Annotated in this window: 16 protein-coding genes; 7 read left to right on the top strand and 9 right to left on the bottom strand. The window is 46.5% G+C overall.

Annotation, left to right across the window (positions count from 1 at the left end; translation table 11 throughout):
• Window positions 1–251 precede the first annotated feature (251 nt).
• The 6 genes from HMPREF3027_RS03970 to HMPREF3027_RS03945 are packed head-to-tail and all read left to right on the top strand — an operon-like array spanning window position 252 to window position 10,039.
• Entirely contained in the window at window positions 252–3,362 is a 3,111-nt protein-coding gene (locus tag HMPREF3027_RS03970; RefSeq protein WP_070707185.1) for a SusC/RagA family TonB-linked outer membrane protein, read from the top strand.
• A 31-nt stretch (window positions 3,363–3,393) separates the two neighbouring features.
• The gene (locus HMPREF3027_RS03965) at window positions 3,394–4,956 is read left to right on the top strand and encodes a SusD/RagB family nutrient-binding outer membrane lipoprotein (protein ID WP_070707184.1); all 1,563 of its coding nucleotides are present in this window, start codon (window positions 3,394–3,396) and stop codon (window positions 4,954–4,956) included.
• A 21-nt stretch (window positions 4,957–4,977) separates the two neighbouring features.
• Window positions 4,978–6,042 (top strand): radical SAM family protein, encoded by a 1,065-nt coding sequence (locus HMPREF3027_RS03960; protein ID WP_070707183.1) that lies wholly within the window; start codon window positions 4,978–4,980, stop codon window positions 6,040–6,042.
• Between the two features lie 12 nt (window positions 6,043–6,054).
• Window positions 6,055–7,266 carry a DUF1735 and LamG domain-containing protein gene (locus HMPREF3027_RS03955; RefSeq protein WP_018028229.1) on the top strand — a complete coding sequence of 404 codons (1,212 nt, stop codon included), beginning with the start codon at window positions 6,055–6,057 and terminating at the stop codon, window positions 7,264–7,266.
• A 23-nt stretch (window positions 7,267–7,289) separates the two neighbouring features.
• The gene (locus HMPREF3027_RS03950; RefSeq protein WP_018028228.1) at window positions 7,290–8,687 is read left to right on the top strand and encodes a glycoside hydrolase family 18 protein; all 1,398 of its coding nucleotides are present in this window, start codon (window positions 7,290–7,292) and stop codon (window positions 8,685–8,687) included.
• A 23-nt stretch (window positions 8,688–8,710) separates the two neighbouring features.
• Complete coding sequence (locus tag HMPREF3027_RS03945; RefSeq protein ID WP_070707182.1) at window positions 8,711–10,039, top strand: hypothetical protein; 1,329 nt, start codon at window positions 8,711–8,713, stop codon at window positions 10,037–10,039.
• A 209-nt stretch (window positions 10,040–10,248) separates the two neighbouring features.
• Here the strand turns inward: HMPREF3027_RS03945 and HMPREF3027_RS03940 are convergent, their stop codons facing one another.
• The 3 genes from HMPREF3027_RS03940 to HMPREF3027_RS03930 all read right to left on the bottom strand — a co-directional run bounded on the left by HMPREF3027_RS03940 (window position 10,249) and on the right by HMPREF3027_RS03930 (window position 18,219).
• The gene (locus tag HMPREF3027_RS03940) at window positions 10,249–12,630 is read right to left on the bottom strand and encodes a TonB-dependent receptor domain-containing protein (RefSeq protein ID WP_070707181.1); all 2,382 of its coding nucleotides are present in this window, start codon (window positions 12,628–12,630) and stop codon (window positions 10,249–10,251) included.
• 414 nt (window positions 12,631–13,044) lie between these two features.
• On the bottom strand, window positions 13,045–15,045 hold the full coding sequence (locus HMPREF3027_RS03935; protein WP_070707180.1) for a SusD/RagB family nutrient-binding outer membrane lipoprotein: 2,001 nt from the start codon (window positions 15,043–15,045) through the stop codon (window positions 13,045–13,047).
• A gap of 24 nt (window positions 15,046–15,069) precedes the next feature.
• Complete coding sequence (locus HMPREF3027_RS03930) at window positions 15,070–18,219, bottom strand: SusC/RagA family TonB-linked outer membrane protein (protein WP_070707179.1); 3,150 nt, start codon at window positions 18,217–18,219, stop codon at window positions 15,070–15,072.
• A 709-nt stretch (window positions 18,220–18,928) separates the two neighbouring features.
• On the opposite strand from HMPREF3027_RS03930, the gene smpB reads away from it, so the two are divergent.
• Entirely contained in the window at window positions 18,929–19,414 is a 486-nt protein-coding gene (gene smpB, locus HMPREF3027_RS03925) for an SsrA-binding protein SmpB (protein ID WP_018029037.1), read from the top strand.
• Between the two features lie 64 nt (window positions 19,415–19,478).
• On the opposite strand, the gene HMPREF3027_RS03920 is transcribed toward smpB, so the two are convergent.
• From HMPREF3027_RS03920 to HMPREF3027_RS03895, 6 genes are all read right to left on the bottom strand, one after another.
• The gene (locus tag HMPREF3027_RS03920; RefSeq protein WP_070707178.1) at window positions 19,479–19,922 is read right to left on the bottom strand and encodes a DUF4878 domain-containing protein; all 444 of its coding nucleotides are present in this window, start codon (window positions 19,920–19,922) and stop codon (window positions 19,479–19,481) included.
• Window positions 19,923–19,946: 24 nt separating this feature from the next.
• Window positions 19,947–21,710, bottom strand: a complete 1,764-nt coding sequence (gene aspS, locus HMPREF3027_RS03915) for an aspartate--tRNA ligase (protein ID WP_070707177.1) — start codon at window positions 21,708–21,710, stop codon at window positions 19,947–19,949.
• A 32-nt stretch (window positions 21,711–21,742) separates the two neighbouring features.
• Window positions 21,743–22,993 (bottom strand): hemolysin family protein, encoded by a 1,251-nt coding sequence (locus tag HMPREF3027_RS03910; protein ID WP_070707176.1) that lies wholly within the window; start codon window positions 22,991–22,993, stop codon window positions 21,743–21,745.
• Between the two features lie 17 nt (window positions 22,994–23,010).
• Window positions 23,011–23,703 (bottom strand): LptA/OstA family protein, encoded by a 693-nt coding sequence (locus tag HMPREF3027_RS03905; protein WP_083317495.1) that lies wholly within the window; start codon window positions 23,701–23,703, stop codon window positions 23,011–23,013.
• Between the two features lie 36 nt (window positions 23,704–23,739).
• On the bottom strand, window positions 23,740–25,116 hold the full coding sequence (locus HMPREF3027_RS03900) for a tetratricopeptide repeat protein (RefSeq protein WP_018029032.1): 1,377 nt from the start codon (window positions 25,114–25,116) through the stop codon (window positions 23,740–23,742).
• A gap of 103 nt (window positions 25,117–25,219) precedes the next feature.
• A complete protein-coding gene (locus HMPREF3027_RS03895; RefSeq protein WP_246830521.1) occupies window positions 25,220–26,557 on the bottom strand; it encodes a BamG family beta-barrel-assembly machinery protein in 1,338 nt (445 codons plus the stop codon).
• Window positions 26,558–26,711: the final 154 nt, after the last annotated feature.

Below are 26,711 nucleotides of genomic sequence, written 5' to 3'. Positions count from 1 at the left end.
CTGCCGTATCACACGAAATGTCGGATGAACCTTAATTAGAATAGAGTTGTCTAATAGAGGCTCCAATTAAAATATTTTTGCAAGGCTTAGCCATTGATACTATAATTTGGTACCTTTGTAACTGCTAACAAGGAATAAAAAGGGGAGTAACCACCTTTCCTTTGCTGTACAACCACATTCGCACCTAACGAATACGAAGTGGAACATGAGTAATAATTGTTTTATAATTTAATACGTTCAAAAACTAAGGTATGAGTTTCAACTACTTGTGCAAAGTCCGTATCGCATTCCTCGTGATGCTCCTTGGACTCACTGCACCCAATGCTCTAGCCCAGACCATCACCGTGAAAGGTGTGGTCACGGACGCCACTTACAATGAGCCCGTAATAGGGGCCACTGTAGTGCTAGTAGAAGATACCTCCAAAGGTATGCTAACTAGCTTAGATGGTGAATTTACACTAACTGGAGTGCCAAAGAATGGTACCATACGTGTCTCCTACGTGGGATACAAGACTATTGAGGTGCCTATCAACGGCCAAACCACCCTCAACATCGTTATCCAAGAAGATAATGAACTCCTCGACGAAGTAGTAGTCACCGCTCTCGGTATCAAACGCTCCGAGAAAGCCCTCTCCTACAACGTCCAAGAGCTCAAAGGCGAGGCTCTTAACAAACTAGCAGATGCCAACTTTGTGAATAACCTCAATGGTAAAGTAGCCGGAGTGACCATCAATAGTAGCTCTGCAGGTATGGGTAGTGCTAGTAAAGTGGTCATGCGTGGTACGAAATCTATTGATGGCAATAATAACGCCCTCTATGTGATTGATGGTGTGCCCATCTTCTCTACTACGACCAAGCAAGGATCAGGACAATTTGATTCCAATGGTAGTACTGAGGGTGCCGCTGATATCAACCCCAATGATATTGAGAGCATCAGTGTCCTCACAGGTGCTTCAGCAGCAGCACTTTATGGTAGTGCCGCAGCCAATGGTGCGATCCTCATCACCACTAAAAAGGGTGCCTCTGGAAAGCCAAGAGTTACTTTCTCGACCAATAATGATTGGGGAGTTCCAATGTGGCTTCCTGAGTTTCAGTACCGCTATGGAAGCGATGGTAGACAAACCTCATGGGGTAGCCCAATAGGCAACCAGTGCGATGGCTATTATAGAATTGAAGACTTCTTGCAGACTGCATTCAATACCAATAACTCTGTCTCCGTATCTGGTGGCTCAGACCGCAACCAAACTTATCTCTCGGTCAGCACGACTAATTCATGGGGCTTGGTGCCAAATAACAGGTATGAGCGCTACAACTTCACTGCACGAAATACCTCTTCACTACTTGAGGATCGTCTATCTATAGACCTCTCCACTAGCTATATCATCCAAAAGCACAATAATATGGTGAACCAAGGTGAGTATATGAACCCCCTTGCTTCTGCTTACTTGATGCCTAGGAGTGAACACACAGACAATGTAAAGAACTTTGAACAGTTTGATGCCGACAGAAATATATATGTACAAAACTGGCGGTATGGAGCTGGTGAATACACACTTCAGAATCCTTTTTGGGTTGCCTATCGAAACCTACGACACAGCAAGAGAGAGCGCTACATGCTTTCTGCTACCGTAGCCTACGACCTTATGAAGTGGAACGAGGCAGAGAAGTGGAACATTCAAGGGCGTGTACGCTCCGATGTAACCAATGGACTAGCCACAGATAGCCGATATGCTACCACTGAAAAGATCAATGTAGAGAGTGCCAAGAACGGCTATTACGGAGAGGAAAAGTCAACCGACCGCCAAACCTATGCCGATGTATTGAGCACCTTTAATAAGAGCTTTGAACTGGGTAGTCAAAGGCTAAATATCAATGCCACCCTAGGAGCTTCTATTCAAGACACTCGTTTTGAAAGCTCCACAGTAAGAGGACCACTCAGAGATGCAGGTGCTGCCAATCTATTCAACACTTTCAATATAGATCAAGACCACAAAAAGAGTGTAGCTTTCCCTGAGGGTTGGATTGAGCAAACTCAAAGTATCTTTGGAAGCTTGGAGCTAGGTCTTAATTCTTACCTATTCTTGACTGTGACAGGCCGTAACGACTGGGCTTCCCAGCTAGCCAATTCACCTCACAAGTCATTCTTCTATCCATCTGTAGGTCTCTCAGGCGTGATCACTGATATGCTTAGTGCAGATACTAAGACTAAGATCTCTCCAGTGCTAGGATATCTACAGGTAAGAGCCTCATTTAGCTCGGTAGCTTCACCTTTCCAAAGAGGTCTGACAACCCCTACCCTTGTGAAGGACTTTGAGACTAAAGGCTATAGCGACCTAACCCATTTCCCAGTTGGTGAGCTTTTCCCTGAACGAACCGACTCTTACGAAGTGGGCTTCTCAAGCAAGTGGTTTAGCAACCGCTTTACACTTGATATGACCTACTACCTCACAGACACGAAAAACCAAACATTTTTCGTCGAAGTGCCAGCAGGATCTGGTTATAGTGGCATGTATCTCCAAACAGGTATGGTGCGCAACCAAGGTATTGAGTTGGCTGCAGGTCTGCACCTCGGCAATAACGATGGATGGGCCTTTAACTCCAATCTCACCCTTGGATATAACCACAATGAGATCAAGGAGCTAGCAGAGAACTATACCAACCCTATTACTAAGGAGAAGGAATCTAAGGAATTCCTTGAAATAGGTGCCCTAGGCATCAAATATGTCCTTCAAAAAGGGGGAACCCTTGGAGATATCTACACTGATCAAGACTTCAGTCGTGACAGCAGAGGGGACATTATCCTCAATGCCGATGGCTCTCTCGGAATTAGAGGGCTTGACGCAAAAGAGCGCGTAAAGCTAGGAAGTGTCCTTCCAAAGGTCAATGCAGGGTGGAGTAATGAAATCTCTTACAAAGGATTGGCTGTAGGGGCAACTCTCACTGGCCGCTTTGGGGGTGTCGTTGTTTCCATGACGCAGGCAGCTCTAGACAACTATGGAGTTTCAGAGCGTACTGCTGCTGCACGTGACCGTGGATACGTCCAGGATGGCAACATCTTTATGAATCCTGAGCGCTTCTATACCACGATAGGTAGCAAGCGTATGGCACAATACTACACCTACGATGCCACTAATATACGTATCCAAGAGGCTCACATAGCTTACAACCTACCAAGAAAGTGGTTTAATGACGTTGTGGGTGTCCACCTATCTCTCTTCGGTCGCAATCTAGCCTTCCTTTACAATAAGGCTCCATTCGACCCTGAGGCAGTTTCTAGCACAGGCAACTATTCACAGGGCCTTGACTATTTTATGATGCCTACTCAGACTAGCTTTGGCTTCAATGTCAAGGTAGACTTTTAATGGTTAATGCGTTTATTGAAAGATAACAATTATGAATAAGATATTATTCCCTCTCGTCGCACTATTCCTAGGTTCCTCCCTAGTGGGATGTACCAAGAACTTTGAGGAGTACAATCGTGACCTTGGAGGTGTTACAAGAGATGACCTCGGTAGTCTACCTAAGGGTGGCTCACAGGTCAATAAACTAGCTCAATGGCTCATCCCAAATCAAGAGAATGGTTATCAGATGACCTTTGATATGCTATCCCCCTACTCCGGCTTTGCCGGTGCCCCTAGCTTTGTCTCCGACTTTGCTGCGTACAGCCCAAGAATTGGTTGGAACGACTACCCTATGGTAGATACCTTTACCAAGCACCTTCTTCCAGACTATATGAGTGTTTATGGTGCTACTGATGGTGATATCAACCATCCTGCAATGGCACTTGCCACCATTACGAGAGTGGCTATCACTCACTATATCTCGGATATTTATGGCCCTCTACCATACTCAAAGGTTAATGGTGCCAACCTTTCTGTTCCTTACGACACTCAAGAGGAGCTTTACAAAAATATGCTTGAGGACCTAAAGAAAGCATCAGAGTCTTTGATGGGCCCTGCAGGTGCTTCTGCCATGTATGCAGATTATGATGAGATGTATGGCGGTAACCTTAGAAACTGGGCTACCTACGCAAGATCACTAATTCTTCGTATGTCTATCCGCATATCTGGAGTAGCTCCCGAACTAGCTAAGGAGTATGCTGAGTGGGCAGTTGCTAATGGGGTGATTGAAACCAACGCTCTGAATGCTAAGACACCAAGCACCGACAATCCTTTAGCAAAAACCAATGGGTGGAACGACTCTCGAGTTGGAGCTGATATCGTAGAGTATCTGTTAGCATTCAATGACCCTCGTACAGATGCATACTTTACTAAAGTACGAGACGGAAAGCCCTTTGGCTTACGCTCACCTAGCAGCTCTATCAAAGACGATGCGGCAATCATCTCTAGCTACTCTAGCCCTAATATTACGTCATCAAGCCCCATCTATCTGCTTACCGCAGCTGAGGTGGCCTTCTTGAAAGCCGAAGGTAAGTTGCTTGGTTGGAACGTTAGCGATAAATCGGCAAAAGAGCTTTATGAAGAGGGTATCCGCCTATCTTGTGAGCAATGGGGTGTAGAACTACCAGAGGAGTATCTACAGAACACCAATAAGCGAGGTGGCTTTGTTGATAAAGTTCTACCTGAGACTAGTTTACCCGACTTTAGCTCTGATATCACAGTCAGCTGGGACGATGCCAATGGCGATGTAGAGAAGCAAAAGGCCAAGATCATCACTCAAAAGTGGATCGCGCTCTTCCCTTATAATACTGTAGAGGCGTGGAGCGAGTGGCGTAGGACAGGCTACCCCAACCTTCTCCCAGCAGTTGTCAATTCCAGTTCAGGTGAGGTACAACAAATCACCCAAGTCAATGGAAGAGACACTGGCGGTATGCAACGCCTAAAGTTTGTCTCAAGCGAGAAGACTCAGAATGCCACAAACGTAGCTGCCGCCATCCAAGATATCGGAGGTAAAGATAGCTATGGAGCACCCCTATGGTGGGCAAAAAGAAACTAAACAGATGAGGAAGTAATCGTTATGAATAAGAAAATGACTAAGTGGGTACTTGCCACAATCATAGGTCTCGCACTGCTCTCTTGCAATAAGAATGTAAGGATAGAGCCTGCTGAGGTGGTTACCCCACGCAATGAAATCAATACCGAAACTCTTGAGAGTTATAAAAATAGCCTACTTGGCCGACCCATCGTCATGGCTATGCACTATGGATGGGGTGCTGATGGTGGTTCAGGTGCACAGCTCTACAGACTACCTGATTATCTGGATGTGATTGTAGTGAAGGAAAGCCGACACCAACTACTCGGTTGGATGGAGAAAGACCTATCTACCACACAACAAGTAAAGAAGACCAAGGTACTGAATGCTGTTGACTTCCACGCCATTGACACTCAGTATGCCGATGAGCTCAAGACAAGGTTTAAGCGTCAGCGCGATAAACTTAGAAATAGCTGGAAAGACTTAGAGACTCCACTAACACCCGAAGAGCAAGCTGAGCAACTCGCAAATCTCGAAAAGTCCCTTACCGAAGAGCTACATACCAATGCTCTAACCAAGGCGACTAAAGACACCGAAGAGCAGCTTGAAGCGATTAGCAAATATGGCTTCGACGGTGTCTGTGTAAAGCTCCCTGAGAACTTCCAATTGATTACCAAGGAAGAGACTACCCAATTACTCTCCAAGATCACAGCCGTAGCTGGTGGTACCAACAAAGCCTTTCTAGCTATTGAGGCACCCTATGAGGAAGCTCGTGCGGAGATCGAGAAAGCCACTTGGATCATCTTCAATAAGAAGGTATTGGAATACCGTCTCTCAAATTTTGAGAGTGAGGCACTCCAATGGAAAGACAATAGGTATCTACCCTCTGCAAGCTTCAAGGGAAAAGATCAGAAAGAGGGCTTTATGGATGAGACCCACTTCTCACTAGACGAGCTACCTCGTATGCAATCCATTCTTTACTGGCAAGCACCCAATAAGGCAGGCGTGGCGTATTACCACACAGAGCTAGATGCCAGCAATGTAGTAGAGACGATGCCTTACGGCACCCTTACCTCTCTCATTGATAAGCAAAGAGTATTAAACAAGTAAGACGACAACACTATGAATACAAATAACTGGGTATGTAAGAGCATCGTACTTCTCTTGATCTCTCTAGCTCTAGCTTCGTGCGACAAAGAGAAGCACCTTGAAGGCGGAGAGCTCACTGAGCAAAGTGCCACCCTAGAGATCATTACGAAAGACAAGACCGAGTTGGCCGACCCCTATACCTTACGCAGCATAGAGATCGATAAGCCTGAGATTGAGCAGACCACTATTGACCTCAGAGCTCATCTTACGCTATCTACTGAGGGTGAGAAGGCCATCTCCATATCAATTGATGAAGAAGCAGCAAAAAAATATGGTAAAGGCAATGTAAAGCTACTGCCTTCATCAGCCATTTCAATTCCTAAGGAGATCACACCAATTCCTGCTTTTGCAGTTACTAGTGAGCCAATTTCTGTCACTATCAACCTCACTGACGAGATCGAGTTTGATGAAATCTATACATTTGCCCTCAGACTTGACCCTATTAATGGAGCGAAGATGAATAAACCAAATGATGTGGTTATCTTTACTCTATTGAGGGAAGAGAATAAAGTACAAGTCAAAAAAGCTGTACTACTCACTAGAGACTTCTACTTTGACCTTGCAAAAGACTTTTCACATAGGGGCGACTTCACTATGGAGTGCTTGGTAAATGCACAAAAGTTCAGAGACTCTGAAGACGAAGGTGAGGCACAAATTTCTACCCTTATGGGTATAGAGGGCGGCACACTACTCCGCTTTGGTGATGCTGGAGTACCAGGGAATAAACTCCAAGCTGCTGGTGAAGTGATTGACTTGCCATTTGAGACCAAGGCATGGTATCACGTTGCTTTCACTTACGAGGCAGCCACTCAAATTGTTACAGTTTACATAGATGGCGAGATGAAATCTTCATTCAGGAAGCCTTGCTCCATCGTTCCAAGAGGAGACAAGTGGTATATTGGCAGAAGCTATAGCGGGGGCAGAGGATTATATGCCATGCTTGCTGAGGTGCGTGTATGGAAAAGTGTCCGTAAACCTGCTGAGCTCTTAGAGCATATGCTGAAAGAAGACCCTACCAACCCAGCACTACTTGCCTATTGGAAGATGGATGCTGCAGAAGGAGCTACAGTCACCGATCTTACTGGCAATGGACACGATCTCGTCCTTAGGGTACAGCAAGGCGGTGCCGACCCTAAAGTAAATGTAGTAACGCTTGATAGTCCACTTGAGAGTGTAGAGAAGTAAGCAGATAAAGAAAGAATATAAATATGAAAAAGTATATCTTCACCCTACTTGGAGCGGCTTCAATGGCTCTCCTCACTGTAGGTTGTCAAAAGAATCTCACTATAGAGATGCCCGGACCTGACCCTCTAGAGGAGAAGGTACTCCTTGGTGAGCCTAGCATCGTAGATGCTGAGACAGGCGAGCAATTATTCAGTACCACGTACTATGACGGCACTGTAGACCTCAACGTGACACTACCTAGCAAAGAATCTACCATAGAGCTACTTCCTTACGACGAAGAGACCTATAGTAAGGTGCTAGGAGCACTCAAGAAAAAAGACCCCTTCGGTCAATACACCATATTGCCTGAAGGCAATGCAACCCTTGCCCTCAAGGATGGAGCAGACGCTACTCATAAGGTAATAGAAGCCACTCTCACAGGGATAGAGGAGCTTCCCTACAGCATCTACAATTTGCCAGTTTTGGTAAAAATAGATGATCAAGTGGTAGCACACTTCATCAAGGTTCCTCTAATGGGTGCCTTTGTGCCTCTCTCCGAGGAAAATAAAAAGCCACTCCCAACTGTAGAGGGCTATACCGAGCCTATCAAGATGGTTGCTTATGTAGAGACCAACGATTGGGATCCCCGCAATATCGCCAACTTCGTGCTAAAGGATAGCAAGCTACCAGTATTCGATATGATCGTATGCTTTGCTGCCAATATGAATTACGACCTCACCAATCAGAGACGTGTACTATTCTTCAATAGTGAGCTTCAACCTATTGTCAATAATCCTGATGTGTTCATCAAGCCAATTCGCGATAGGGGGATCAAACTCATTATGGACATTCTACCCAATCACCATGGTGTAGGATATCACAACTTCCAGAGCTACGAAGAGGCACTAGACTTTGCTAGTCAGTTGAAGTACTGGTCTGAAAAGGCGGGCATTGACGGATGGGACGTGGACGAAGAGTATGCAGAATATCATAAGCTTCCCGACCTAAGATATAAGGAGCAGTCTGGGCTATGGTTCCTACGAGCACTACGTGAGACCCTGCCCAATACACTAATTACCCACTACGAGTACAACTCACCATTTAGAGCAGATAGGACAGATGAGACGGGAAAGACTGCAGCCGACTATATCGACTACGGTTGGACTGATTACGGTGTTCCTGGCCCTAGCACGATTGGTATCCCCAACAATCGGTTTGGCAACAAATCAATTCAAGCTAGCTACAATCAATTAAGCAGAGGAGCATCAACTGCACGCTCTATTCTTAATGAAAAGATGCAGTGCCTGATGATCTTCAATATGACAGTAACGAAGGACAATTGTGATAGCTTTGCAGCACAGCTCTCCGAGATTACTCAAGTCTTCTACGGCGAAGATTGTATATACTCTGGCCCTCACTTTATAGGACCAAAGGGTAAATAATTACAGCAAAAGAATTTAGAGACATGAAAAATATACTATCCAAAGGACTTATCCTCGTGATGGCTCTCTTTGCTCTCACTTCTTGTGACAATGACCAGCCCAATGAGGAGCAGAAAGAGGTGCCAAACCTAGTAGTAGAGCTATCCGAAGCCACACTACAGCCAAATCAGTCACTCGAAATACCTATTAAGAGTGGCTCAGGTAACTATCTAGTCTCCATACCACAGATAGGTATAGCGACTGCTTCAGTCACCAAGGAGAGCGTTACCCTCACTGGTATCAAAATAGGCGAGACCCTACTGACCATCACCGATAAAGTATCACATCAAAGCAAGGAGATCAAGGTGAGCATAGAGGCCGAGCCAGTTTTGAAGCTCTCTCACCGTGAGCTTAAGACTTCGGTAGGTGCCACCAGCATTGTAACGATCCTCAATGGCTCCTCAAAGTACGAAGCTGAGCTAAGTGACCCTGCATTGGGTACTTACTACTTCCAAGAGCAAAACTTCGTATTTACAGCTAAGAAGGTGGCAACTGGCACTATCACTATCAAAGATACCGAGCTTGGCTTCACGAAAAGCATCAATGTTGAAATCACACCTATTCCACTGCTTCTCAATACCTATGAAGTAACTATACCTACTGGAGACAGCAAGAATATCTCTATCACGAGTGGATCAGGTGACTACACCATTACTTGTGATAAGCCTGAGTTAGTGAAGATCGTGGTCAATCGCAATACCATTATCCTTACAGCAACAGCAGTAGGCGAAGGAACCATCACGGTTAAGGACAATATTACCGAACAGGTTAAGGAGATTAAATTAACCACCACGCTACAGCCATTCGTTACCACAATTGATGATACGGATGAACTCACAGTCTATTTCTATGAGGGTAGTGAAAAGAATGTTCAGATCTACACCGGTAATGGAAACTATGAGATAGTGGTTGAGGATGAAGAGGTCATCACCGCTACATTGGTCAATAAGACGGTAAAACTCATTCCACATAAGGAGGGTGAATCCTTACTAACTATTAAAGACATCATTTCAGGCAATGAAGTCTCTACTAAGGTAGTAGTGAAAGCACCTCAACAATTGATTGAATTCTCTGTACCTAGTGTAGTTGTTCAAGCAGGTTCAAAAATTGACATCAGAGTATTGGCCAATAACTCTGGAGTTGCAGATTGGAACCTTAACTACAATACGACTAACTCCTCAATAGCCACCGCATATAAATCGTGGTGGGGAGAAGAGCTTACCATCTATGGCGAAAGAGTAGGCAAAACAACTCTACTCGTAAAGGATTATGATGGCAACATTTATGGCACATTACCTATCGAGGTGAAGTAACCATAATAATCCTATAAATTTCAGCGAGTGACTACCTTAGTGGCAGTCACTCGCTTTTTTTATTCAAGGTGGCATCACACGAAGTTGATCTACGGTATGGGGGTGGGCCTCATCGGACAAGTCGGATAGAACAGACAAATCGGACAGTGGCGATGATTTGCCAACCTGTCCGACTTGTCTGGTGAGGTACCTGTTCGATGAGGCACTGGTTAGTCGTGATCTACTTTCATACGGTCGATGACGGACTCGAGGGCACCGGTGCCTTGGTACTTATCCTTGGAGCTATTGAAGCGGTAGGAGATGGTGAAGGCGATGTGTGGTGGCACATGCTCGGTGGATTCCATCACGCTGTACCTAGTAGCGGTACGTACCGAATGAGTGGTATTGAAGAGGTTGCTAACGGAGAGGGTGGTGACGAGGTTTTGCTCCTTAAGCCACCGCTTGGAGATCTCGGCATAGCTGGTGAGGATGGGGGCTGTGAACTCCATATTATCTTCGTTGCCAAATGGGGTGTAACCTACATTGAATACCATACTAATCTCCTTGGGGAGCGTGAATTGATTGGCCACGCTGAGGGCAAGAGTTGCCTTGCGCTTGGTGATCCGCTCCTCGAAGTTCCATAGGTCGTAGCCGATCATCTTGGAGAGGCGTAGGGTAAAGGTGGGTTTCCACCATTTAATGGTAGGGCTGGCGACCATTGCTGCCGATAACCCGTGGTGTGGAGGGGCATTCACGGTCTTGAAAAGGGTAATATAAGGGCGTACCACTCCAGTAGTGGGGTCTGTAAATAGTGCGGTCTCTGGGGTGAGACAGTCGCGGCTATAGGTATGGCTGAGGATGGTGGTGAACCAGCTTTTATTGAGGGTGAGTGCGGTGGAGTAGTCGATGGCGTCCTTGAGGTTGGGGTCACCTACTTTGTACTCATATCGGCTCACGTATAGGTACTGTGGCTGTAGCTCTATATAGCTAGGTCGATGGATTCGGCTCCTGAAGGAGAGCTCGGTCCGCACGCCCCATAGGCAGCCTGAGACTGCCAGTGTAGGGAATAGATTGGTGGTGGTATGGCTCTTATCGGGATCTAATACCCCCTTATCTATATACTTATTCTCGAGGTGCTCCATGCGTAGTCCGGCGGTGACGCTCCACTCGGAAGCTATCTTGCGCTGATACTCCAGATAAAGAGCTAGTAGCTGCTCCCTCTGCTCGCTATCTAGATCGCTAAGGTTGAGACTGGCATCTAGCTGATTATAGAAGCGGTTATGTACCTTAGAGTACTCACCACCCAACTCAAGTCGACCGCCCCAGAGTGGTCCAGCGACGTCTAAACGTGCACCGCCCGATTGATACTTGGCTCCATGCCTATTCTCCACGCCCGAAAGCTCGTATGCCTCGGTAAGCCCTTCATCAGCTTTCTCGGTAGATTGGCTCATACCAGTCTGGTAGTAGTCGAGGTCAAGTTGTGCCTTCCAATCCCCAAACCTCCTAAGGTAGTAGAGATTGGGGCGGTGTGAGATATTCCATGGCTTCAGGGTCTGGGACTTGCTAAAGTAACGCTCCACCACTTCGGGAGTAGGCTTGATATGATGGCTGGTGAGGTCGGAGTACATCCAAGAATTCTCCTTTTCAGCAGCAATGCGATACCTAAAACCAGCACTCTGCACCTCATCTTCGTAGTTAATTCCAATGGTATACTCCTGCGTCTGTACCCCCTCCTTGTGCTTGGTGGTCGATTGATTGATCCACTCGCTTTGATCAGTTTTACCGTGAGTGCGAAGAGAAGGGAAGGAGTGATTAGTTTGCTCATCTTGGTACATCACACTAGTGAAGAAGTCCCAATTATTGTGCCGATAATTGAGGCGAAGGTAAGGCTGATAACCTATAGGACTACCAATCTGATTGAATAGATCGAGCTTTACCTCCCCACTGAGACCAGTACCTTGCTCTCGCTTGGTGTAGATCTTGATCACCGACTCGGTGGAAGAGCTATACCTGGCACCAGGATTGGTGAGCACCTCAATATCACGAATGAGGTAAGGCTTGAGGTTGCGTAGCTGATTAGGGTCGGTCATCAGTCGGTCATTGATATAGATGATCGGGGTTCCTTTGCCGGCTACCCGCACCTCCGTACCTTCGATCTCTACTAGTGGCACGCCTCGGAGCACACTATAAATATCCGAAAGGTGAGACAGTGGTGATGCCTCAATGGAGGTACTGATGCCACCGGCAACCATTCGGTGTGTGATGCGATTGGCAGTGACCGAGACCTCCTCCAGCACTAAGGCACTCTCTTCTAGTATGATCTTGTAGTCGGTGAAGCGTTCACACTTCACCTCCTTTGGAGCAAAGCCGATCAAACTCGCCTCGAGCAATAGTGGTAACTGATGATTGCCTATCTGTAATGCGAAAGAGCCATCGTCACGAGTTACGCCCCCAGTAAGCACCTTGCCCTCCCCGATGCTTTTCACCTTAATGGTGGCATAGGGAAGGGGTTCCCCAGCTTCGTCATATACTACTCCTCGGAGCTCCTGTGCCGAAACTCCCAAAACGCCTACCATCATCAGTAGGGATACCAACAAAAATAATCGCCTCATAAAATATACAATATGTACTAATCACTTCCCCCTTCCGCCCGCAAAGGTAGATATTATCGCTCGCAACCCAGTTGCACACTTCTGGAAGTTGCAGAATGGCTCTGCGAGTCTTGACCGAGGGCTAGCTGAATGGCACCCTGTCGGATGCTTTGGCTGGGGGTACCTTATCGGTGGTGCCTTATCGGACAAATCGGACGAGTCGGACAAGTCGGACTAGGCATCGTTTTTCCGACCTGTCCGATAAGGTGCCCGCGATAAAGACACCCCCGATGAGGTAAGGACTCCCGTGAGGTCCTTCGCCCTTCCCCAGGTGGTGTTGAAATAAGACTATTGTATGCAGAGAGCCACTTCTAGCGATCTAGAAGTGGCTCTCTTATTACCTCCAAGTGGAGGATTAATTATTTAATGAACCTCTTAGGGTTTTGCAGACCACCACATTTTAGTGTATATGTTGTCTGGTCCTCCCAGCTTATCCACTGCGTCCTTATAGGATTCAGGCACGTTATTCTTAAGAGAGGTAGGGAATGGCAGTCTCTGTGGGAAGAACTCCCACTTGCTCTCCATATAGTTGGTAGTGGTCAGTGCATCGAAGCCTTCGATGGTCTTTTCCACTACGGGGTTCTCAAAGAATGGCAAGCCAAGTCTTCTATGGTCACTCCATGTCTCGAGTGGCAACCATGGCACTTGTGCGATGAACTTCTGCGTGATGATCTTGGTGAGGTGGTCATTCTTCACCTGTCCATTCTTATAGAGTTGATTAGCAGGATAGGTAAAGGTAGCCTTTTTCATCTCTTTGGTTTTGCCATCAAGATAACTTACCTCCTTAGTAGCTGGTGGCTCAGCCGTATGATCCCAGCTCACAGAGGTACCCACTCTATTGTAATCCTCAGAGGCAAGGTATTCGGTGAGATATTTTGAGATCATATTATCAGGGAAGCACTTATCCCAGTAGGTAAAGCTCTCCTTAATACCAGCTTCGTACGCCTCCTTGGCATCAATTCCTACCGACCAACCCTTAATATCTGCTTCGGCCAAAAGGAAGTAGCTCTCCCAAGAGCCAAAGAATACTCGCTTCATGCTACTATTCCGAAACTCATTGACCAGCCTTGGCATAGAACCTGGGAAGCTATAAACTTTGTTGATAGGATCCATCTCGCCCCAATTGCCAGGGGTAGAGATATTCCATGCAAAAGCTGAATTAACCTTCGCTAAAGTTTCTTGCTTTTCACTTCCCTCCTGCTTTGGGAGTAACAATGGCCGCTCTGTATTAGTGACAACGCCAGTATTCCAAGAGGGGTACTTATTGAAGTGTGGGTTATTAATATCACCAGGGATATTATAGGCCTTGTAAGCACGTGGATCAATGCTGTAGGGCAGCCCATCGCTCCAATAGCCTGCTGATGGGTCGTTGGTCTTGGTGCTAAAGTAGCCTTCCCACTTTACGCCCATATAGTCGGGCTCACTGAACTTAAGATTGATGGGCTCTTCACGATCCTTATTAAGCTTCTCTACAGCAGACCTAGCATAGGCACCCACCTGTACCTCTGAAGTGATGCCACCGAGACCGAGATAAAGGTTGTTGAGCGTAGGAGAGAGGAATTGATTATTCCACTCACGGCTCATCACGCCAGTAAGGGCATCCCAACCTGGTCGCTCCTGTACGGCGAAATTGTCATCAAATGTAGAGATATACTTACCTCCCTTTGCAGCCTCTTCAAACTCAGTTTTTGCTAAAGTAGGATTGGCTCCTGAGATACGCATTGCTAGTCGCATACGCAGCGAGTTGCCATACTTTGCCCACTTGTCGAAATCGTAACCGTAAGCAGGGTCAAGATTAGTAATGTCGCCACTCACGGTATTGGTGTCAAAACCAGCCACTGCCTCTTTGAGCTCCTTGAGCATAAAGGTGTAAACCTCTTCAGTGGTATTGAACTGTACCTTTTCTCCCTGGAAGCTATTGATAGGCATGGTACCGAAGTTGTCGGTAAACTCACTCATCAGGTAGACACGCCAAATACGTGCCACTTGATAGAGATTATTGCTATAGGTCTTGGTATTACCTTCTGCCTTCTGCTCTTGGTATAGAGAGATAGCAGAATTGATGTGGGTGAGCCAAGAGGTTACTTGGTCAAAGTAAGCTTGAGTCCACCCGTCGTTGGTGAAGTTTTGAGAGAGTGAACCAATGCGATCCATATGGCCAGCATCCTTCCAATAGAGGACAAAGGAACGCTCAGCCACGTCGGGATTCATCTGTGCACTAATAATGGCATTATTTATAAAGTACTCCACCTGTACTTGGTTGGCACCCGCTTCGAAAGGACTCCTATTAAGGTCGTCAAAGTCGCTACAGGCAGTTACCAAGCCACCTAAGAGGAGTGTCGCCAGTCCTACAAGTATAATATTAAGATGTTTCATAAATATATTATTCTCTTATTAGGCTTAAAAGTTAATCGATAGGTTGATATAATAAGAGCGATTGGTAGGTGGGGCAAGCGCCTCTAGTCCTACAGCATTGGAGCCAGTCGCATACACCGATTCAGGATCGACACCATCCATATAGCTCTTAATCATCCAGAGGTTATTGGCAGAGAGCCCTATGGAAGCACCCTGAATAGCTGTGCCGTCGAGCAGCTTATGTGGTAGCACGTAGTTGATTGAGAGGTTACGAAGCCTGATGTTGGTGGCATCGAAAAGGTTTTCCTCAGTGATACCTACATTGCCACTACTCCTGCTCTCTAGCTTGGTCCAGAAGTCTTGAGGATCGGTCTTAGCAGTATTAGGTTGATACTTACCATTGACGAGCTGTACGCCATCATAAGTGATCTTATCTCTATTACCATCAGGTGCCGTCACATAGGAGCGACCATTGGCCTTAAGCATACGATTGGTGAAGCTGAATATCTTACCTCCAAAGCGACCATCAATCTGGAAACTGAGTGAGAGGTTTTTGTAGGTAAAGGTATTGGTGATACCGGCCATAAAGTCTGGCTGCTGATTACCTAGGTAATGTGAGCCAGGGGCTGCGGTAGGAATTCCCTCTTCATCTACAATTACCTTGCCGTAGTAAGGGCTCTTCTCGTCTTCCACTCTAGCAAACTTGGTTCCGTAGATCACACCATAGCGCTCGCCAGCAGCGGCAAGTACATGGACATTGTCAAAGGCGCCTAGCTGGTACTGTGTCACGCCCTCTGCTAGCTCCTTAACCGTATTGACGTTCTTGGAGAGGTTGAGTGTAAGGTCCCATGTGAAGTCATTCGTGATGACAGGGACTGCATTAACCATCAGCTCAAATCCCTTATTCTCAATATCTCCTGCATTGATCTTTTTATACTTATATCCTTCAAGACCATTGATTGGGATATTGAGTAGCTGATTAACGGCATTGGACTTATAGAAAGCGAGGTCAAAATTGAGGCGGCTATCTAATAACTTAGCCTCCAGACCTACCTCCCAGGAGTGGATCAGCTCACTCTTTACGTCTGAGTTGAACAGCACTTCATTTTTTGAAGCTACTACATTGCCGTTAGGATCCTTATTGATGGAGTAGGTATTGTAGAGCTGGTAAGGGCCCATATCGTTACCCACTGATGCGTACGAACCTCTAATCTTGGCAAAGGTAAGCCACGATAGGTCGCTACTTGTCGCTTTTCTAAGTGCTTCTGAGAAGATGAATGAAAGGCTGGCCGATGGATAGAAGAAGGATCTATTGGCCTTGCTCAATGTAGAGGACCAATCGTTACGACCGGTGAGATCAAGATAGACCATACCAGCGTAATTGAGCTGCAATGTTCCGTAAAGCGAATTGATCTTGTGCTCACTCGCTGACTGTGGTAGTGCAGGCATTCCCTTGCTATTATTGACGCTAAAGAGGTTGGGGACGGTCAATTCACCAACTGTCACACCAATACTAGAGAAGCTGCGGTGCATCAAGTTGCCTCCGAAGGTTCCGTGAAGACCGAAGTCACCAAATAGCTCATCCTTGCCAGCGGTAATCAAGAAGCTATGGTTGGTCTCCTTAAATACATCCTTGGAGGTGCTGTAGGAGCCATTGGCCTTGATAGGTCCGTAGGCATACATCTTGCTCTCGTTGTTGGTGGTGTAGATATCTGCACCTGAACGGATCTCTGCCGATAGCCAGTCTGTAAACTGATACTTTAGCGAACCGCTAATCAGGAAGCGGTCACGCTGGTCATCATTTTGACTGTACTTAGTAGCCCAGTAAGGGTTGAGCCCTGACTTTGGATTGTACCAGATATGGTATCCCATATCATTAACGGCTTGTCTAAGCTGTGTGATATCTACGTTGCCAGGCATGGTGAGGAGTGTTCCGAAGTAGTTTTCGGAGCGGTTACCTGCGATGGGGCGGTTATGTACATTGGTATTGATGTACTGAACTTTGGCATCGGCGGTCCAAGCATCATCGGCTCCAAACTTGGAGACGAATCTCGTGATCATGTTGAGACGGTTGAGCTTTGACTCTGGAGTCATATCCTTATTATAGGAGTGAGTAATCGAAGCGTATACCGATGATCCCTTGCCCAGTTGCCTAGAGAGTGCTACAGAGTTTTGGGTATTGATACCTGTGTTGAGGAAGTTAGCGATATTGTCATAATATGCTAGAGGTGCCTTAGTGCCATCCCAATGGGTGACCTCTTGACCCTCAATCTTAGGTCCCCAGCTGGCGCCCGACTCGGTATCAAACACACCGTACGAGCCTTGGGCATAGCTTTTCTGTACCTTAGGTACCATAAATATGGTTTCAAAGCCCGTAGTGGAATGGATACTGATGCCGAGCCCCTTCTGAGCCTGCCCACTCTTGGTGGTAATCAATATCACACCATTTCCTGCTCGTGAGCCATAAAGGGCTGCTGCACTAGCTCCCTTAAGAACCGACATGGAGGCGATATCATTAGGATTGAGGTCGCCTAATCCGTTACCCATATCAAGAGAGGGGTTCCAGAAGTCATTATTGGAAGCTCCTGTAAAGTTGTCCATTGGCACGCCATCCACCACGATAAGCGGTTGGTTATCGCCTGTGAGGGAGTTATTACCACGGAGTACAATTTTTGAGGAGCCAGCAATACCGCCACCACCTTTGACTACTTGAAGACCTGCGATCTTACCCGAAAGGGCATTGGTGACATTGGACTCTCTTGAGGAGAGGAGGTCCTCGCCTTTTAGCTCCTGAATAGCGTAGCCGAGCGACCTCTTTTCACGCTTAATTCCGAGAGCGGTCACCACTACTTCATCAAGAAGCTCATTATCAGGCTCTAGGATCACCTCTATGTGAGTACGTCCATTAAGTGGGATGTCTTGAGTCTTCATACCTACAAAGGAGATGCGCAGAGTGCCATTAGAGGGTACATTCTGCAACTTAAAAGCTCCATTGAGGTCGGTGGCAATGCCTAGACCTTGGTGCCCTACTACGGTTACTGAAGCACCGATCACTTCATACCCTTCGGTATCATGAACCGTACCAGTAACGGTCACGGTCTGAGCTAGTGCAGATGGGGCTACCCATAGTGCAAGCATAAGGGATAAGATCGTATACCGCACCCAGCCTGCAGCATAAGTTTTGACCATTTTCATACTGTTTGTTGTTTTAAGTTTTACTAAAAGTAGGATAGATTGTTAGTCGTTAGTGTGTGTTATCCACAGGCTTTAATGAGCTATAATCTGATAAAGTTTTACTGTTAACACATCAAAACATTAACAACACTTATTGCTTTTACACCCAAAGTTAGCAATAATTTATCTAATAGCATTACAATCAATAGAATCTTGGCACTAATGCATTAGGAGTTTCATTGTATTGAACCCTTTGATTAGTCGTATGGTGGGGAATCATCCTTTGTATGAGAGGATCAAATTGATTATCATAATGCCTTTAGCCCTATCTCTAAAAGTAGAGCATCCGCATTAGAAGTATATACTTAAGTTATCAGTCAGACCGACTTGTCGTAGCCCATGTGCTAGAGGCGCAGCACGAACACCTGATCATTCAATGAAGCACTTCTATAAAACCTCTATGCAAGTAGGGTAAAAGTGGAGATGCAACAAAGCAAATGCTTAGTTGCAACTCGGCAATTGTTTAGTTGCAACTCGCCGATCGGTTAGTTGCAACTCAGTTTTCACTTCTATATGGCGGTGGATATCAAGCCGTTATAAATCGGGCTTTGGAGGCATTATTTTCTCCCATTTTTCTGTATCGTTTGAGTTGTGCTTTGCAGGGGGACCCCTATCGCCACAAGGTGGAGGCGTAGGTGGTGTCGGTGGATTTGATTAACTTTGCGGAGTTATGGCGAAGAAGAATAAAGATAAGGCGAAGTTTGGGACTCGTGTGTTGATTAAGAATAGACGGGCTACCTTTGACTATGAGATACTCGATACCTACACTGCTGGATTGGTGTTGCTGGGGACCGAGATCAAGTCGCTACGCCTGGGCAAGGCCTCTCTGGTGGATACGTTTTGTATCGTGGATCGTGGGGAGGTCTGGGCTAAGAATATCTATATCCCTGAGTACTTCTATGGTAGCTACAATAATCACACGGCTCGGCGTGACCGCAAACTACTCCTCAATAAAAAGGAGATCAGGGAGCTGGCGGAGGTGGTGAAGAATGTGGGGCTAACCATTGTGCCACTAAAACTCTATATTAATGCTAAGGGGCTTGCGAAGCTGGAGATAGGTGTGGCAAGGGGTAAGAAACAATACGACAAGCGCCAAGATCTCAAGGAGCGGGATATGAAGCGGGAGCTGGAGCAGGCCCGTCGGTATAAGATATAAAAAATACCCGTGGAGCGACAAGCGGTCCACGGGTATTTAATTATATAAGTGAGGGGGAAGCTGGTTAGCGGATGCTTTGGATCTTCCAGTTGCCCTCTTCTTTGACTAGATAGATAGTAGAGGTTTTGAATTGGCCTCCATTATCGCCAATGGCTTCTTTGGTATCTATAGTCATCTCTACGGTTGCTTGGTTATCCTCCTTGCTTTTCTCATCAAAAGAGACATAATCAGCGACATTGGTGCTGACCTCTTTATCCGCAATGGCATTGTATACCTTTAGTGACTTAGATACGACCTTTAATCCCTCTATTGCTAGAGAGACCTCTGTATCGCTTAGGGCTGAGGCATCACTAGAAATCAATTTCATCGCCTCACTTTTATTGCCTTGGTTGAGGTAGTTGAAGAAGTCCTCCGACACCTTTTCGGGGGTATTTCCACCTATCACAGAGCACGCTGCGAGTGCAAAGGTCAGTACCACAATGGATAAATAGCTTGTAATCTTTTTCATGTCAATTTGTTTTGTCTAGTTAAATCAATTCTTTTTCTGTGGTGCGAGCGATAGGGAGAGCTCGTCGAGCTGCTCTTGATCAAGGCGAGAAGGGGCATCGATCATCACATCGCGTCCGGAGTTATTCTTTGGGAAAGCGATGGTGTCACGGATGCTATCCAGCTTGGCAAATAATGATACCCAGCGGTCGAAGCCATAAGCGATACCACCATGAGGAGGGGCACCGTACTTAAAGGCATTCATCAGGAATCCGAACTGCTCCTCGGCCTTTTCGTCAGTAAATCCAAGGACTTCAAACATCTTCTTCTGCAGTTGGCTATCATGGATACGAATAGAGCCACCACCCACTTCTACACCGTTGATTACCATATCATAGGCATTGGCACGCACTTCGCCTGGGTTGGTATCAAGGAGTGGAATATCCTCGGGCTTTGGTGAAGTGAAGGGGTGGTGCATAGCGTAGTAGCGCTGGGTTTCATCGTCCCACTCGAGTAGAGGGAAGTCTACCACCCATAGGCAGGAGAAGGTATTTGGATCCATCAGCCCCTCTTGGTCGGCCACATGAAGTCGGAGGGTACCGAGCTGTTTACGAGTTTTCATCGCATCGTCGCCACTCAGTATCAGGATCAAGTCGCCCGCCTCTGCCTTCATAGTCTTAGCCAACTGTTGGAGCACCTCTTGGCTGTAGAATTTATCCACACTGCTCTTTACCGTGCCGTCTTCACCCACTCTAGCGTAGACCATTCCCTTGGCTCCCACCTGAGGTTGCTTTACAAATTCCGTGAGTTGGTCTAGCTGCTTGCGAGTGTAGCTAGCAGCGCCTTTCACGCAGATACCTCCGATGTACTTTGCTTCATCGAATACCTTGAAGCCATGCCCCTGCAGCACTTCCATTAGCTCTACAAACCGCATACCAAAGCGGGTGTCGGGCTTATCGCTACCATAGTACTTCATGGCATCATGCCAACTGATGCGTGGGTAGGCTTCGGACTGCTCTATCCCTAGGATCTCGTGGAAGAGATGCTTGCTTAGCCCCTCGAAAGTATTGATAATATCCTCTTGCTCCACGAATGACATCTCGCAGTCTATCTGGGTAAACTCTGGTTGGCGGTCGGCACGAAGGTCCTCATCACGGAAGCACTTCACAATCTGGAAGTAGCGGTCAAAGCCAGCCACCATCAGCAGTTGCTTATAGGTCTGAGGCGACTGTGGCAGAGCGTAAAACTCACCTGGGTTCATTCGGCTAGGCACCACAAAGTCTCTTGCCCCCTCGGGCGTTGACTTGATAAGTACTGGGGTCTCTACCTCGAGGAAATTGAGGCCGTCTAAGTACTGACGAATAGCAATGCCCATCCTATGACGTAGCTCTAGGTTACGACGAACGGGGGAACGACGCAGGTCGAGATAGCGGTACTTCATACGTAGCTCATCACCGCCATCCGACTGATCTTCGATGGTAAATGGAGGGGTATCCGACTGATTGAGCACCGTGAGAGAGGTGACAATCACCTCAATATCTCCCGTCGCTATCTTGTCGTTTTTCGATGAGCGCTCAGCCACCTTTCCTTTTACCTGAATCACGTACTCACGGCCTAGGTGAGCAGCTTTCTCCGCCAGCTCAGCATTGTGCTCTTGGCTAAATACTAGTTGTGTGATGCCGTATCTATCGCGAAGGTCAATGAAGCTCATTCCTCCCATACGGCGATTTCTCTGTACCCATCCTGCGAGGGTTACTTCCTCTCCGACGTTGGCTGCACGAAGTGCACCACAAGTTGTTGTCCTATACATATCTCTAAATATCTTTATTGTCTTGTCTTGCCTCAAGACTCTATCTTACGTAATCGCACCAAAGTTATCTTATTTCCAGTAGCCCTTAGCACTTGTATTTGGAAGTGCGGAGGTATGGTAAACTCCTCCCCTGCATCAGGAATTTCCTGGCTATAATGTAGGATAAATCCTGCTAGTGTCTGATAGTCTTCATTCTCAGGTATCTGTAGATCAAATTGTTCATTGAGAGTATCTACCTCTGCCCTACCCGAGATGATGTATTCGTTCTCCCCTACCTTCCGCATAGCAATCCTCTGAGTATCGTGCTCATCCTCAATATCTCCAAAGATCTCCTCCACGATATCTTCAAGTGTGACCATACCAGCTGTACCACCTAGCTCATCTACCACTATCGCCAAGCTCCGCTTTTTCTGCATTAGTTGTTTCAATGCGTTTTCCGCTGGAAGGGATTCGGGGATAAAGATTGTAGGGAGGATACGGCTTTGCCACTCACGTGAATCACCCATCCTAAACATCTCAATGCTGTGGATATAACCGATAATATCATCGATATCCTCCTTGTATACAGGTAGCTTGGAGTAGCCCGTTTTATCAAATATCTCAATGAGCTCTTCTCGAGTGAGGTCGTCACCCACGGCGGTAATTTCATTGCGTGGCACTAGACAGTCTCTGACTTTAATATCGGAGAACTCCAAGGCATTTTGTAGAATACGAGCTTCATCGGCATTCTCTTGCTGATTGACGTTGCTCTCAATAAAATAATCGAGGTCTACCTTGGTGAGAGGTTGCACTGTATCATCCTCATTCTTTACTCCAAAGAGCTTAAAGAATAGCTTGCTGATCCACCCGATCAGTAGGGTGATGGGGTAGAGTATAATGTAGATCAAGAAGAAAGGCAAAGTGATGATGCGAATCACGATATTGGGCTTTGCCTGCCCTATCGCCTTTGGAATATATTCGGCAAATACGATGACAAAGGCCGTGGAAATAATGGTCTGTACCAACACCACCCCTATATCATTATGGAGCAAAGCAGTGAGTGGCTCCTCCAGTGCTTTTGCTACCAAAAGGCCATAGATCACATTGACAATGTTATTGCCCACCAATGCCGTAGTGATAAATCGGCTGCCATTCTTATAGAAGTGGGTAGCAATGCGAGAGAGGGTATTCTGACTGCTTTTGTCCAGCTCTACTTTGAGCCGATCGGCTGATACAAAGCTGATCTCCGACATGCTAAAGAAAGCTGAGCAAAGTAAACAAATGATGATAGCTAAGTATATCATAGTGGCTGCTTAATAGACTACTTTTGAGTGGCTGGAGACTTGGGAGCTTGATATGGCTGTGAAGGTACTATACTATCCGGTGCAACAGCGGTGCTATCGGCAGGAGCGAGTGGCTTATCCTCTACATCTACATGTCCGTAGGAAGAGTAGAGCTCGTAGCGCGTCATATTCTGATTGCTTCTGAAGCCATACTTACTCTCAATAAGCTGACCATTACTAGGGATAATTGTGGTATGCTCGTGAGAGTACACCTCAGCCAGCTCTTCATCCCAGTAGAGAGAATGCCCAAAGTACCTCTGCCCCTCACGGCTCAGTACCTCAACATTACCGATCAATTCCCATAGCTTTTTATCCTGATAGTAGTAGGCGGTATCTGCCTTGATAGAGGCTTTGGTTTGGAAAAGAGTATCGAACTGCTCCACGTATAGTCCCTCAGGGAAGTACCACTTAGCCTCAGGCTCGCTGTAGGTGTACCAAACGGGTGATTCCAGCTTGTACTTAGTAATCCCACTATCCGAGATGAGCGAAGAGATATCTCTTGTCACCATTGAATAGGAGAGTGTGTCCACCTCCTTGATAAGGGTATCTCCCTTCTTGCTTTTACAAGCCGAAAGGGAGAAAGTAATGTAAAAAAGGATACCAGCACAGACCCATAAACCGGGCTGTGCTAGTATCCTTTTCCTTATATATCGTGATGAGGTATCACTCATAGACTCTTCGCCCCTCAGGGGTGAAGTGGGGCAGCCTTATCGTGTGCGGATAGTGGTGGATTCACCAATCCAACCGCCTACAGTAAAGGAAGCACCTGGAGCAAGGTCAGGGTGCATAAATACATCCTCCTTGGCAGGGAAGTGCTGGCTATAAGTATTGATCAGCTGGCTTGCCTCTGCAGAAACGCTTGGGTCCATAGACCTTGCACGCTGTGCCTTATCTACTGCAAGACAGTAAACGATACGCTGCTTGATAGGATCATCTGGGTAGATGCTCTTAGCAGTAGCTGCGTACATGTTGGCTATGAGTAGCATTGGGGCGCCAAAGCCACTCTTGAAGTTCATCGCCTGATTGGCATAGGTGCGGGCTGCACTATAGCTATTTTGCTTGTAGCTCATCACTGCGAGCATGTAGTAGATCTCGCCCTTCTTCACATCATTAGTGCTTAGCTCAATAGCCTTCTCGTAGTACTCACGAGCACGGCTATACTTATTCTCCTTAAAGGCCTTATTAGCGATACCTGTGGCGGCGTCAGCAGTTGGCTCGATATTGAATAGGTGTTCCGACATAGCGAAGTATACATTGCTCTCGGTACAACCAACAGACTGAAGTAGAGCAATGGTCTTGGACAAGTACTCCTTATCATTCTTATGCGACTCTACCTGTGGAGCATAGACCTCCTCCATCACCTCACAGCTAGCAGCACCACTTTGTGCAAACATTGCCTGTGCATTCTCCTTATAGGTGTTATAAGAAGCAACACCCTTTTCATCGCCAGCAGCTTCAAGCTCCTTGATCTTTTGGTCGTAGTAGCCATCCACCATCATATACTCATCTACATACTTAGCCTTAAGGGCAGGATTCTTAAACATCCTAGCCATAGAAGCATAAGCAAATTGAGAAAGAGCTAGTGGATCGGTCTCAGCACCCTTTGCCTTCACAACAGGCTCTAGCCAGCCGTAGATCATATCATAGTCTGAGTCATTGCCCATTAGGCGCATATAGTCAGACACCTTATTGCCGAGGATATAGTCTGTACCACTCTTAGGATCATCACCGAAGTACTTGATACGAGTATCGTACATCTCCATCAGTTTCTTAGTCCACTCCTTCTTCTCCTCTGGAGTCTGGCTTTGATCGGCCTTCCAGTTTAGCAGTTCAGCACCTATGATATAGGTATCCTTGCTCGCTGCAGGGCATGCGGTATATACTTTCTCCCAGAAGTCGTAGGCATCCTTATAATTGCCACTCTGGTGATAGGTCTTATAGAAGGTGATATTTCTTCGGCACTGAATGCTATCATTGCCGTGACCGAAAGGAGTCCCCGACTCCACCCCAGTCTGTGCACTCACAGATGCTAGGCTAAACAGGCTCAATAGCAGAGCCGACAGTAGTAAAAAACTTCTTTTCATCGTTATTCCTTTTTTAGTATGTTGCCTTTTTTATTCCGACTGAATGCCTTCAGCCTCTATTCGTTTGCTATTTGATGGCATGTGAGGCATTCGGTTTATTATGTTAGTAGATTTTTAGTTTTCTAAACCAAGTTTCATTGAAATTCAGGCTTAGCGATAGCTTCAGCATATCTTGCGAAAAGCTCTTTTGGAGGGTCGAAAAGTCGTGACTATACTCCAAGGTGAGGTTGATAAGGGAAGTCCTATCACTGCCAAACATAGTCACTGGCATCCCTAATCCGAATGATGCTCCTACGGTCTGCACCTGCCCCACACTTGGGACAGACAGGTAAGAGCTACGGTAGTTGATACCACCACGGTAGTACATCCTCTCATGATACCTCCTCGAGTAGGTATTGGGGGTTACTTGTACTCCAATTGCCCCTCTGTAGCTATTCTTAAAGGTGACTTGGTCATTCTTGAATGGGTTGTTGATGGCTTGGTCACCCCAAAGCTGAGTTTCAAAGTCAGCAGCCAAAGTCATCTTCTTAGGCATATCCCACGCCAGCCCTACGCCCACTTTATGAGGGAGCGAAGAGGCTGCTCTCACTAAGTTATTAGTGATATTGGGCTTATTTTTCGATCCAAAGTTGCTATTGGAGTAGCTAAACAGCTCAGGTGTAAACCTCATTCGTGGTGAATAAGTCAGCCCAAGTGTCAGCTCGTCTTGTGCCTTTGTAGGGAGATGAAACTTATACTGTAACCCTACATCTACCCCCCAATTATCCAAGCGGATAGTGTAACTCTGATAATCTTGAGAGAGCACTTGTGCATTTGGCATCAGGTGCACAGTATGAGTCAACTTGCCAAAGTGATACTTCACATTGGCGCCAGCATAAAGTCCACGATAGACCCTCGCCCCTACCCCTAGGTAGAAAGATTGTAGCGAACCCTGCCCAGAGAAAGACTGGCGAATGATATTAGCATTCTCTCGCCCGGCTATCGTCACATCGTTCACGAGACTGTAGCCCACATTGGAAAGCGGGACGATACCCGTGCTCACCGCCACTCTATCTTTGTAAATCGGGAATTGGAGTGCCAAGTAGTCGAGACCTCCCATCAGGGCATTGTGCCGATTCACCCCATCTTTATTGTGACCCCAATTGATTGAAGCAGCAATATCCATCACAAACGAAAGCGAGTCTGTGGCACCATAAGCTGCTGGATTTTGGAGGTTGATCACCTTGGCGCTACTCATAGCGATGCCTACACCCCCCATACCACGCCATGAGACGGGTGAAGTCTCGGCAAGTGAACCATATCCCAAACGGGTGAGAGGAGTTGACTCCACTCCTTGAGCCTTGACCACACTATTCCCCATCATACCCACAGCTACTACAGCTGCAATAGCTAAGCAGAAGTGTGATGCTCTCTGATTTATATATCTGCGAAACCTATTCATCTATCGCTACATTACCATTATGACATAAACTATTCGCAAATTTAGGGAAATTATTTGAGATGATGGCTATGTGCTCCCGAATTCATCGGAATGCACGCTTATTACTGAGTTTTCCATCGCGCAAAAAAAAAAAAAAAAAAAAAAAAAAAAAAAA

Origin of the sequence: Porphyromonas sp. HMSC077F02, from assembly GCF_001815465.1 — a bacterium.
Taxonomy (GTDB): Bacteria; Bacteroidota; Bacteroidia; order Bacteroidales; family Porphyromonadaceae; genus Porphyromonas_A; species Porphyromonas_A somerae.
This window is presented reverse-complemented; position numbering and strand designations above follow the sequence as displayed.